The sequence below is a fragment of the Cyanobium sp. Lug-B genome, assembly GCF_024345635.1.
Classification (GTDB): Bacteria; Cyanobacteriota; Cyanobacteriia; order PCC-6307; family Cyanobiaceae; genus Cyanobium; species Cyanobium minutissimum.
On record NZ_JAGQBM010000029.1, the window covers coordinates 21,525 to 32,708 of the forward strand.

The window sequence follows — 11,184 nt, forward strand, 5'->3', positions numbered from 1 at the left end:
CAGGGTGCCTTGCCGGCCTCCGACGGGTGCCGGCAAGGCACCCCGACGGGCGGCGCCGACGAATAGCGCTTTGATAAGCGTTGGTCCCTGCGGGATCGGCAGGGTTGAGGATGAACAGAACGGCAGGGGGTAAGGGCCATGCTGATGAGCCAGAGCGGATCCCAGCCTTCCTCGGCTCCGCGGGCCCCGGGCGTCCAGCTGCGCCAAAAGGAGCAGGGCGGAACCCGCCGGGAGAAGCGCCTCTTTGCCCGCCATTCCATCGAGAGTTGCCGCACCATCGCCGTGCGGCGCCTCGACGGCGAGGGCCAGCCCTGCGGACGCTGGTTCCTCGCCGACATCGCCGACGTGGCCGAGGGCGGGATGTGCCTGATCGCCAATGAGGACCAGGCCCTGGAGCTGGGGCAGTGGCTCCTGCTGGATGTGCGTTCCCATCCCGGCTTCGGCCAGCTGCGCCTGCGGGCCCGGCTGCGCTGGCTCACCAGGGCCCATTTCGCCCTCAGCTTCGGCGTCGCCTTCGCCACCCCCCTCCAGGAGGTGCCTGTGCTTTCGGTGGAGCGGCGCGGCACACGCCGCGATCCCAACCAGGAGGAATGGGCCGTTCAGGAGGAGCGGGAGCGGGTGGCCCTCTGACCCCCGGCCCCCTCCCTCACCGGTCCACAGAGCAGCCGTTACAGCAGGAAGTAGCGCTGCGCCATCGGCAGCACCTCCGCCGGCTCGCAGGTGAGCAGCTCCCCGTCGGCGAAGACCTCGTAGGTCTGGGGGTCCACCTCCACCTTGGGCAGGGCGGTGTTGTTGCGCATCTGGGCCTTGCCGATGCCCCGGGTCTGGACCACCGGCACGCAGGGTCGCTTCAGGCCGAGGCGGCTGGGCAGGTCGTCCTCAAGGCAGGCCTGGCTGACGAAGTTGAGGCAGCTGGCCGCCAGGGATCCGCCGTAGGCGGCGAACATCGGCCGGCCGTGGACGGGGCCCGGGGTGGGGATCGAGGCGTTGGCATCCCCCATCTGGGCCCAGACGATCGAGCCCCCCTTGATCACCAGCTCCGGCTTGACGCCGAAGAAGCCCGGCTTCCACAGCACCAGGTCGGCCAGCTTGCCCACCTCCACCGAGCCGATCTGGCTGTCGAGGCCATGGGCGATGGCGGGATTGATCGTGAGCTTGGCGATGTAGCGCTTCAGGCGGGTGTTGTCGTTGCGGCCGCCACCAGGACCGGTGGCGTCCTCGGGGAGAAAGCCGCGCTGCACCTTCATCTTGTGGGCTGTCTGGAAGGTGCGGGTGATCACCTCACCGACGCGGCCCATGGCCTGGGAATCGCTGGCGATGATGCTGAAGGCCCCCAGGTCGTGGAGGATGTCCTCGGCGGCGATCGTCTCGCGGCGGATGCGCGATTCGGCGAAGGCCACGTCCTCGGGGATGCGGGGGTCGAGGTGGTGGCACACCATCAGCATGTCGAGGTGCTCCTCGAGGGTGTTGACGGTGTAGGGCTTGGTGGGGTTGGTGGAGCTGGGCAGCACGTTGGCCTCGCCGCAGATCCGGATGATGTCGGGGGCGTGGCCGCCGCCGGCCCCCTCGGTGTGGAACGTGTGGATGGTGCGGCCGCCGATGGCCCGGATCGTGTCCTCCACGAAGCCGGCCTCGTTGAGGGTGTCGGAGTGGATGCAGACCTGCACGTCGTACTTGTCGGCCACCGTCAGGCAGCAGTCGATCGCCGCCGGGGTGGTGCCCCAGTCCTCGTGCAGCTTCAGCCCACAGGCACCGGCGCGGATCTGCTCCTCGATCGCCGTCGGGGTGCTGGCGTTGCCCTTGCCGTAGAAGCCCAGGTTGATCGGCAGCCCCTCGGCGGCCTGGAGCATGCGGGCCAGGTGGAAGGCGCCGGGGGTGCAGGTGGTGGCGTTGGTGCCGGTGGCCGGGCCGGTGCCGCCGCCCAGCAGGGTGGTGACGCCGGAGGCGAGGGCGGTTTCGATCTGCTGGGGGCAGATGAAGTGGATGTGGGTGTCGATCGCCCCGGCGGTGACGATGTGCCCCTCCCCGGCGATGGCCTCGGTGCCGGGGCCCACCACGATCGTCACCCCATCGGTGATGTCGGGGTTGCCCGCCTTGCCGATGGCGCAGATGCGGCCGTCCTTCAGGCCGATGTCGGCCTTGACGATGCCCCACCAGTCGAGGATCAGGGCATTGGTGATCACCGTGTCGACGGCCCCCTCGGAGCGGGGGGTCTGGGCCTGGCCCATGCCGTCGCGGATCACCTTGCCGCCGCCGAACTTCACCTCATCGCCGTAGGTGGTGCAGTCGCTCTCCACCTCCAGCATCAGCTCGGTGTCGGCCAGCCGCAGCCGGTCGCCGGTGGTGGGGCCGTAGGTCTCGGCGTAGGCACGGCGGTCGATGCGGTAGGCCATGGCCGGGGATGCGGGATGGGGGCGATGGGGAAAGGGAGCCGGGCGGGTCGGGGCGGGGTGGGGCGGCCTAGTCGAGGGGGCCGTTCACCAGACCGTTGAAGCCGAACACGCGGCGGTCGCCGACGTAGGGCACCAGATGCACGTCCCGCTGGTCGCCGGGCTCGAAGCGGATGGCGGTGCCGGCGGGGATGTCGAGCCGCAGGCCGCGGGCCGCCTCGCGGTCGAACTCAAGGGCGCCGTTGGCTTCATAGAAGTGGAAGTGGGAACCCACCTGCACGGGCCGGTCGCCCCGGTTCGCCACCGACAGGGTGGTGACCGGGCGGCCGACATTGAGCTCGATCGTGCCGGGCTCGGGGATCAGTTCGCCGGGGATCAGGGTGGGCATGGCGGGGTGGGGGGTCAGCGGATCGGTTCGTGGAGGGTGACGAGCTTGGTGCCATCGGGGAACATCGCCTCGATCTGCACCTCGGGAATCAGCTCGGGTACCCCCTCCATCACCTGATCCCGGCTCAGCCAGGTGGTGCCCTCCCGCATCAGCTCCGCCACACTGCGGCCGTCGCGGGCCCCTTCGATCACCTGGAAGCTGAGCCAGGCCACCGCCTCGGGATGGTTGAGCTTCAGGCCCCGGCCGAGTCGCCGTTCCGCCAGCAGGGCGGCGGTGACGATCAACAGCTTGTCTTTCTCCTGGGGGGTGAGGTTCATGCAGGCTGCGCTGGCCGGCCCCACTCTCGCAGCGCTCCGGCACCGGGTCAGGTTCAGAAGGAACGTTCGCTGCCCCGATCAGCGCCGCTGGAGCACCCCCTGGCCGTTGAGGTTGAGGTTGTCGATCCGCACCGCCGTGGCCCGGCCGTCGGCACCCACCGTGAAGCTGACGGCGCTGGGGCCGTAGGCGTTCTCGCCGGCGGGCTGGTAGCGGAAGGTGTCGCCGCTCACCGGGGTGAGGGGGAACGGCGTGAGGCGGGGCCCTAGCTGCAGCTCGAGGCCATCGCCGCGGCGCACCACCGCGACCGCGCCCACGTAGGCATTGGCGTAGCTGCCGGTGTAGGCGTCGGCGGGACGGGCGGGCAGGGGCCGGGCCGGGGTGACCACGGCGGGGTAGTCCTGCTGCTCCATGCCCCGGAACAGGGGGCGCAGGGCGGCGAGGTAGTCACGCTTCACCGTTCCGGTGGTGGCCAGGTCGAGGAAGCTGAGGCTGAGGGCCTCCGGCACCCCCAGGGGCTGGCTGTTGGAGAGCACGATGATGCCGAGGGATTCCGCCGGCAGCAGGTAGACGGCCGTGGCGGCGCCGAGGTCGAAGGCGCCCGAATGGCCCAGCTGCACCGTGCCCCGGTCGGTGTAGCTCACGTTCCATCCCAGCCCGTAGAAGCCGGCCCGGTCGGTGGCCGGATCGCGGGGCGGCTGGCTGACGATCTGGGGCCGGTGGGTCTCGGCCAGGGCGGCGCCGTCCACCACCGCACGGCCATCGAGGCGGCCGCCGGCCAGCTGCAGCCGCAGCCACTGGCCCAGGTCCCGCACGCTGGAGCTCACCCCGCCGGCGGGGGCCTGGGCATCGGCATCCCGCTGGTAGCGGGCCACCCAGCGCCCCCCCTCCGGCACGTGCAGGGAGGCGCGGTTGGCGGCGGCCGCGAAGTCGGTGTGGCGGGAGCTGGTGCGGCTCATGCCCAGGGGCCCGTAGAGCCGTTCGCTGGAGAGCTGCTCCCAGGGCCGGCCGACGGCGTTGGCGGCGGCCACGGCGCCGGCGGTGAAGCCGAAGTTGGTGTAGGCGTAGTCGGCACGGAAGCGGTTGCCGGTGGGCAGCAGCCGCAGCCGCTCCAGGATCGTGGCCCGATCGAAGCCCAGGTCCTCGAGGTGATCACCGGCGTGGTCGGGCAGGCCGCTGCGGTGGGACAGCAGGTCGCGGATGGTCACCAAGGGGGCGATGGCCGGCGGCCCGATCCGGGCCACCGGCAGGGTGCGCAGCACCGGGTCGTCCCAGCCCACGCGCCCGTCGCCCACCAGGCCGGCCACCACCGTGGAGGCGATCGGCTTCGAGAGCGACGCCAGCTGGAAGACGGTGTCGGCATCCACCGCGCCGGGCTCGCCCACCCGCCGCAGGCCGTAGCCCTTGAGGAACACCACCCGGTCGGCATGCACCACCACGATCGCCAGGCCCGGGACACCGGTGCTGCGCTGCATCTCCGTGGCCAGGGCATCGAGCCGGGGCAGGGCCGCCGCCAGGCTTTCCGCCGTCACCTGGCGCGGCGGCGGCGGCGGGCCCGATGGCGCCTCGGCGCTGCGGGCGGCCCCCGGGAGCTGGAGCGCCAGACCCAGAACCAGGGCGGCCGCCCCGGGGCGGCGCAGGACGCTTGGGGCCACGGCAACGCCGGCAACTCGGGGAAAGCTAGGCCTGGCGGTGGCCCCTTTCCCGTTGGTCAGAAGCCGCCGCCGCCGCCACCGCCATCGCCGCCACCGGAGCTGCCCCCGCCGGAGCTGCCGCTGGAGCTGCTGGAGCTGCTCGGTGACGACTGCATGGCGCCGCTGGTGGTGCTGAAGCAGTCCTCCAGGCTGGTGCCGAAATCCGTCAGATCGAAGTCACCGCTGCCGACGTACCAGCTGGGGGCCACTTCGAGGATCCCCTGGAACGCGGCTGTCCACTGCCGGGTCAGGCCCGCCACCATCGCGTAGGGCAGGAAGCGCTCGAACAGCTCCGGCGTCAGCACCACCCGCTCCAGCCGCGGCGCCTCCACCCGGCGCAGGAACTCCTGGAAGCCGAGGGTCTGGCGCAGCACCGCCGTGCCGCGGGTGGTGCGGCTGGGCATGATCCAGGCGAACACGCCCACCAGCACCACCGTCAGCGCCAGGGAGCCGAAGGTCAGCCACGGGTGCGCCTCCCCCTGCAGCAGCACGATGTCGTGGGGCAGCAGCACCAGGGCCAGCGCCACCGCCGCACCGGCCAGTCCCAGGCCACCGAAGAAGGTGAGGGCCCGCACGGTGCCGGGCCAGCGCCGGAAGAACCGCTCCGCCAGCACCGCCTGCTTCACCAGCCGCTCGAAGCCGGGCACATGGACGTAGTAGTGGTCGCGAAGCTGATCGGTGCTGACCGTGTCCCCTGCCGTGCCTGAGGGGAACAGGGTGTCGAGGAGGTAGGCCTCATGGGGCAGCAGCGCCGACCTCTGACCCGGCTCGCCCAGCAGGGTGAACACGTAGCGCTTGCCCAGAGTCAGGAACAGCAGCTTCCGCTGGTCCTGCTCGATGCGCAGCTGGCCCTTCACCGCCAGCGCCACCAGGGTGGCCGAAAGGGCGGTTCCGCTCACCTGCTCCGCCACCAGGCTGCCCAGCACCGCCGGCGGCAGCCCCTCAGGGGGTTCGTAGGCCACCGGCACCGCGCCCACCGCCGGATCCCGTCCGATCCGCCACCAGAGCGGGCCCAGCACGCCGGCGCACAGCAGGGGCAGCAGCAGGGCCAGCCGACCCTGCCACCAGTCGATCAGCTGGGCCAGGGCCGAGGGCGGCGGCACCAGCCCCTTGGCGAAGCCCACCGCCAGGGTGAAGCCCTCGCCGGGCTCCAGCCGCCGGGTGGTGGTGCTGGACACCGTGTCGGCACCGACCGTCATGGTGGCGTTCCGGTCACGGGCGCCGCGGGGCCCGGTGTAGACCGAAGCGTGGAGTCCGGACACACCCGGCGGCAGCTGCACCCGGGCCGAGGCCCGCTCGATCGGCACCTCCCAGGCGTTGCCGGTCACGTTCCAGTTGAATTCGTCGTGGTCCGGGTAGAAGCGCAGACCGCGCTTCAGCCGGTAGGTGATCACGGCCGTGCGGCTGGTGTTCTCGGCGCCGGGGATCCAGATCTTCAGTTTCAGGTCGGCACCGGGGTGGCTGCTCTCGTAGCGGAAGGGCCGGCCCTCGGGGTCGGTGATCGCCAGCACCCGCAGCCCGAGGGGTTCGAGCCCACCGGGCCGCCGGGCCAGCAGGGGGATCTGGCGCACCAGGCCGTTCCAGGAGCCATCGAAGCGGGCGGTGAGGGTTTCGCTCACCTGCACGGCACCGGTGGTCTCCACCACCGCCTGCATCTGGAAATCGGTGAGCGTGAGCTGGCGCTCACCGGCACTGAGGGCGGCGCCGGCCCCCCAGGGGGCCAGGAGCAGCAGGGTCAGGGTCAGGCCGAGCAGCCCACCCAGCCCCCAGCGCCAGCGCCGCCACAGTCTCCGGGTGGCCGGAGGGCCCTCAGCCATCGAAGCGGACGGCGGGAACCGCCGCTTCGGCCGGGTTCTCCAGCTCGAAATAGGTGCGCGGGCGGATCGCGAAGCCACCGGCCACCAGGTTGGAGGGGAACTGCACGATCGCCGTGTTCAGGTCCCGCACCACGGCGTTGTAGTAGCGACGGGCGCTCTGGAGGGTTTCTTCGATCTGGCTGAGGTTGGTCTGCAGGGTCTGGAAGCTCTCCACCGCCCGCAGGGCCGGGTAGGCCTCCGCCAGGGCGAACAGCTGGCCGAGCGATGCCCCCAGGGCCTGCTCCGCCTGCTGCTGCTCCCGGGGCCCCCGGGCCGCCACGGCAGCGTTACGGGCTTCGATCACGGTCCGGAAGCTTTCCTTTTCGTGGCTGGCGTAACCCCGCACCGTCTCCACCAGGTTGGGGATCAGGTCGTGGCGCCGCTTGAGCTGCACGTCGATGTCGGCCCAGGCGTTATCCGCCAGCACCTGCAGCTGGGCCAGGCGGTTGTAGATCAGGATCAACCCGACGGCGGCGACCGCCACCAGGATCAGCAGCAGCGGCATGGCCCAGCGGTGGGTTAGGGCCCAAGCCTAGGGGCGTTGTCCGGCTGGTCCATCAGGGGGCCTCGGCTCAGGTCTTGAGGAAGTACAGCAGCGCCACGAGCACGCCCACCACGACCACGAGGGTGCGGAGAGTGGCTGGCTGAATCCGGCCGGCCAGCCGGCCGCCCAGCGCTCCGCCGAGGATGGCGCCGATGGCCATCACCGCCGCCAGGGCCCAGGCCACCTGGCCGGAGAAGAGGAAGAAGGCGGCGGCGGTGAGGTTGGTGGCGAACGCCACCGCCTGCTTGAGGCCGTTGAGGCGGGTGAGGGTGTCATCGAGACTGAGGGCCAGCACCGCCAGCACGATCACGCTCAGGCCGCCGCCGAAGAAGCCCCCGTAGATGGCCGCCAGGAACACCGGCGGCACGGCCCAGAGTTCCGAGGGGCGGCGGCCGTGGCGCTCGGAGCGGCGCTGCACCCAGCGGCGCACGGGTTCCTGCACCGCCAGCAGCCCCGAGGCGAACAGGATCAGGAACGGCACCAGCTGGGTGAACAGGCGCTCGCCGGTGTGCAGCAGCAGCAGGCCGCCCACCAGGCCGCCGGCGGCACCCGCCGGCAGCAGCAGCCAGAGGCGTCGCTGCTGGCCCTGCAGGTCCTGGCGCTGGGCCACGGTGGCGCCCAGGTAGCCGGGGGCCAGGGCCACGGTGTTGGTGATGTTGGCCATCACCGCCGGCAGGCCGATGGCCGTGAGGGCGGGAAAGCTGATCAACGACCCGCCGCCGGCCAGGGCGTTGATCCCGCCGGCGGCGATCGCCGCCAGGAACGCCACCAGCGCCTGGATCCCGAAGGGCAGATCGCTGCTCATGGGCGGACGGGGAAGCTCAGGGGGCCCAGGTGACGGGGGCCACCACACTCCCAGGACGGCCGGTCAGGGTTGGTGGATCCCATAGGACTCCCCATCCGCCGGCAGGGTCACCCCCAGCCGCTGGCGCCACTCCGCCACCGGCAGCTCCCAGCCCTCCTCCCAGCGCGCCGTGGCGAAGGGATGGGCGGTGAAGCCGATTGTGGTGCCATGGCTGATGGAGCGGCTGAGGCTTTCGTAGCCGTCCAGCCTGAAGCGGAACCCGGCGATCTGGGCGGCGTGGGTGAGGCTCACATAGGCGGGGAAGCCGATCTGCACGGCGGTGATGGCCAGCACGCCGTTCTCCCCCACCGGCGTCGTGCCGAAACCGCTGACCACATGGTGGATGTCGTGGGTGGTGGCGATCCGCTGGGTGAGCCAGCGGCCCTCCGTGTCGACGGGACGGGGGCGGAAGAATTCAGGGTCGTAGTTGAAGCGGCGGATCAGGGCGGCGTAGGTGCGGCCCAGGCTCCCCTCCGGCAGCGCCTCGAGCCGCTCCAGATCCGGCTGCAGGGGCGGGTAGCGCTCGTCCATCATCGCCGCCCCGCCCGGCAGGGCCCGGAAGCGGGCGATGCAGGCGGCCATCTGGGGGGTGTCCAGGAAGCTGTCGACCAGATCGGCGATCCGGGCGAGATCCCCCTGGCTGCGGCCCACGGCGATCAGGTGGCGCGCCTGGCCCAGGGCCTGCAGGGAGAGCTGGAAGCGATGCATCGGGGGGACGGCGCCTGGGGCGAACCTAGGCCCGTTGTTGCGCCTGGCCGGGGATCACCAGCTGCGGGCCGTGGTCACCGGCAGCGGGTCCTGGTTCAGGGGCTGCTCCTGGAACGGCCAGACCCGGGGCAGCACCGGAGCCGCCAGCCCCCGCTCGGCCCGGATCCGGGTCCAGATGCGCGTGAACCAGAAGCGGGCCGCCTGGGTGGAGCGCCCCCGGTAGCGGGCCACCAGGCCCCGCTCCAGCCGGCCGCAGGCCATCGACCCCTCCAGCCCGTGGCGCTCGGCGCGGCAGGCCTCCAGCAGGGGCTCGGCCACCGGCCCGGGGGCGGCCCACACCAGGCTGGCGAACACTGGCTGGCCCCCCAGGCCGTGGGGGCTCTCCAGGCTGGCGCCGCCCAGCTCCAGCCGGTCCACCAGTTCCCACTGCCCCTCCCGCCGGATCTCCAGCAGGGAGCGCCAGCGGCCGGATCCGAGCGTCTCGCCGTCGGCGCTGCGCCCCAGCCGCACCACCTCCGCCCCCAGCCAGCTCGCCCCTTCGGCCAGCTCCACCCGACAGGTCTGCTGGAACAGGCCGTCCCGGAAGACCACCAGCTCCTGGGGCAGCCACTCCAGGTCGGCCCCGGCGGCGAGGCGGAAGTCGAGGCTCTGGTGGGTCCAGCTGCCGGCGGGGACCCGCCGGGAGCGGCCCACGGTTCCGTAGACCTTCTGGGCCGCCACGCTGGTGATCAGGGCGCGGCTGCCGGCGCCGAGTTCGGCCTCGATGGCCAGCTCATCGCCGCCCACCAGGCCCCCGCCGGTGTGCAGCAAGGGCAGTTCGCAGCGGCCATCGGCGGCGGCGAAGGCCCGCTGGATCTTCAGCGGCGCCGTCGCCCCGCCCTGGTGCCGGGTGGCGCCGTCCACGCCGGTGCCGGTCTCGAAACGAAGCCGGGCCTGGGCTCGCCAGGGGGCAGGGGCGGTGAGCTGCATGGCGCCGATGCTGGGTCCCCAGGGGGCGGGATTCGGTAGCGCCCGACACACGGCCGCCGGCCGGCGGCTGGCCAGGGTGGACGATCCCTCACCCCTGGCCTGCTCCATGCCCGGCCCCACGGTTTCCGACGGCACGGTGTCCGACGCCACGGCTGATGTGACGCTTCCCGACGCCGCCGGGCCCCTGGTGCTGGTGCGGCACCTGCGCCAGGGCGAGGCGCCAGGTCCGGAAACGGCGGCGGAGCCGGAGGCGAGGTTGCGGTTGCCGCTCCGGGCCGACGAGCGCACCAGCCTGCGGGGCCACCGCCGCAGCGCCTGTGGACGGGACCTGCTGCTGCAGCTGCCCCGCGGCGGGGCCCTGGAACCCGGCGACCGGCTGGCACCGGAGGCCGGTGGACCCCTGGTGGTGGTGGAGGCCGCCGATGAGCCGCTGATGGTGGTGCGTGCCGCCGACCCCCTGGCCCTGCTGCAGGCGGCCTATCACCTGGGCAACCGCCACGTGGCCATGGAACTGCACCGCGACGCGCTGCGCCTGGGGGTCGACAGCGTGCTCGAGGATCTGCTGCGGCACCGCGGTCTGAGCGTGGAGCGGACGATGGGGCCCTTTCAGCCCGAGCCCGGGGCCTACACCCCCTCCGGCCACGGCCACCACCACCCCCATGGCCATCAGGATCATGGTCACCAGGACCATGCCCACCCATGAGCCTCACCCGGCTGCGGCTGTTCCAACTCGTCAGTCCCGCCCTGCCGGTGGGGGCCTTCAGCTACTCCGAGGGCCTGGAGGTGCTCGTGCAGGCCGGCGAGCTGGGCGACGCCGAGGCGGTGGCCCACTGGCTGGAGGCGGAGCTGGCCCGGGGGGCGCTGGCGATCGAGGCCGCCAGCCTGGGCCGACTGATGCAGGCGCTCACCCGCTGGCGTGGGTCCCCGGACGGGCCGGCCCGTGGGGAAGTGCTGGACCTGGACGGCTGGCTGCTGGCCCAGCGGGAGGCGGCCGAGGTGCGGGCCCAGCAGCGCCAGATGGGCCGCTCCCTGCTGCAGCTGCTGGCCGACCTGGACCTGCCCCTGCCCGGGGAGCAGCGAGCTCGGCTCGCCTGGCCGGCCGCCTGGGCCTGGGCCGGTGTGGCCCTGGCCATCGCGCCCCAGGAGCTGGTCGAGGCCTACCTCTACGGCTGGATCGCCACCCAGCTCAGCGCCGCCGTGCGGCTGGTGCCCCTGGGGCCCACCGAGGCCCAGCGGCTGCAGCTGGCCCTGGCGCCCGCCGTCGCCGCCCGGGCGGCGGAGCTGGTGGCGGCCGATCCCGAAGCCCTCTGGAACGGGGGGGTGGGGGCGGGCCTGGCCCAGCTGGGTCATGGTGAGCTGTATTCCCGGTTGTTCCGCAGCTGATGGCCACGACGGCAGGGGCCAGCCGGCGCCAGGCGCTGGGCCTGCTGGGCGGGGCCGCCGCCGCCGGTACCCTCCTGGCCGCCGGCTGCAACC

Annotated in this window: 12 protein-coding genes; 3 read left to right on the top strand and 9 right to left on the bottom strand. The window is 72.6% G+C overall.

Going from position 1 to position 11,184, the window contains the following annotated elements:
• The first annotated feature begins 144 nt into the window (after window positions 1–144).
• Window positions 145–630: a PilZ domain-containing protein gene (locus tag KBY81_RS08850; protein WP_254976274.1), complete on the top strand. Its 486-nt coding sequence runs from the start codon at window positions 145–147 to the stop codon at window positions 628–630.
• Window positions 631–668: 38 nt separating this feature from the next.
• On the opposite strand, the gene ureC is transcribed toward KBY81_RS08850, so the two are convergent.
• The 9 genes from ureC to KBY81_RS08895 all read right to left on the bottom strand — a co-directional run bounded on the left by ureC (window position 669) and on the right by KBY81_RS08895 (window position 9,708).
• Window positions 669–2,393, bottom strand: a complete 1,725-nt coding sequence (gene ureC, locus KBY81_RS08855) for an urease subunit alpha (protein WP_254976275.1) — start codon at window positions 2,391–2,393, stop codon at window positions 669–671.
• Between the two features lie 67 nt (window positions 2,394–2,460).
• Entirely contained in the window at window positions 2,461–2,778 is a 318-nt protein-coding gene (locus KBY81_RS08860; RefSeq protein WP_254976276.1) for an urease subunit beta, read from the bottom strand.
• A 14-nt stretch (window positions 2,779–2,792) separates the two neighbouring features.
• The gene (locus KBY81_RS08865; protein ID WP_015110097.1) at window positions 2,793–3,095 is read right to left on the bottom strand and encodes an urease subunit gamma; all 303 of its coding nucleotides are present in this window, start codon (window positions 3,093–3,095) and stop codon (window positions 2,793–2,795) included.
• A gap of 78 nt (window positions 3,096–3,173) precedes the next feature.
• On the bottom strand, window positions 3,174–4,748 hold the full coding sequence (locus KBY81_RS08870) for a serine hydrolase (RefSeq protein ID WP_254976277.1): 1,575 nt from the start codon (window positions 4,746–4,748) through the stop codon (window positions 3,174–3,176).
• 56 nt (window positions 4,749–4,804) lie between these two features.
• Window positions 4,805–6,604 carry a DUF2207 domain-containing protein gene (locus KBY81_RS08875; protein WP_254976278.1) on the bottom strand — a complete coding sequence of 600 codons (1,800 nt, stop codon included), beginning with the start codon at window positions 6,602–6,604 and terminating at the stop codon, window positions 4,805–4,807.
• The gene (locus KBY81_RS08880; protein ID WP_106219588.1) at window positions 6,597–7,148 is read right to left on the bottom strand and encodes a LemA family protein; all 552 of its coding nucleotides are present in this window, start codon (window positions 7,146–7,148) and stop codon (window positions 6,597–6,599) included. Before KBY81_RS08880 ends, KBY81_RS08875 begins: the two co-directional genes overlap by 8 nt.
• Window positions 7,149–7,215: 67 nt before the next feature.
• The gene (locus KBY81_RS08885; protein WP_254976279.1) at window positions 7,216–7,992 is read right to left on the bottom strand and encodes a sulfite exporter TauE/SafE family protein; all 777 of its coding nucleotides are present in this window, start codon (window positions 7,990–7,992) and stop codon (window positions 7,216–7,218) included.
• Window positions 7,993–8,055: 63 nt separating this feature from the next.
• Window positions 8,056–8,739, bottom strand: coding sequence for a Coq4 family protein (locus tag KBY81_RS08890; RefSeq protein ID WP_254976280.1), 684 nt, complete (start codon window positions 8,737–8,739; stop codon window positions 8,056–8,058).
• A 54-nt stretch (window positions 8,740–8,793) separates the two neighbouring features.
• On the bottom strand, window positions 8,794–9,708 hold the full coding sequence (locus KBY81_RS08895; RefSeq protein ID WP_254976281.1) for an urease accessory protein UreD: 915 nt from the start codon (window positions 9,706–9,708) through the stop codon (window positions 8,794–8,796).
• Here KBY81_RS08895 and ureE point away from each other — a divergent pair.
• Both ureE and KBY81_RS08905 read left to right on the top strand, forming a co-directional pair.
• On the top strand, window positions 9,707–10,411 hold the full coding sequence (ureE, locus tag KBY81_RS08900) for an urease accessory protein UreE (protein WP_219903813.1): 705 nt from the start codon (window positions 9,707–9,709) through the stop codon (window positions 10,409–10,411). The genes KBY81_RS08895 and ureE overlap by 2 nt on opposite strands.
• Window positions 10,408–11,091, top strand: a complete 684-nt coding sequence (locus KBY81_RS08905; protein ID WP_254976282.1) for an urease accessory protein UreF — start codon at window positions 10,408–10,410, stop codon at window positions 11,089–11,091. Before ureE ends, KBY81_RS08905 begins: the two co-directional genes overlap by 4 nt.
• Window positions 11,092–11,184 lie beyond the last annotated feature (93 nt).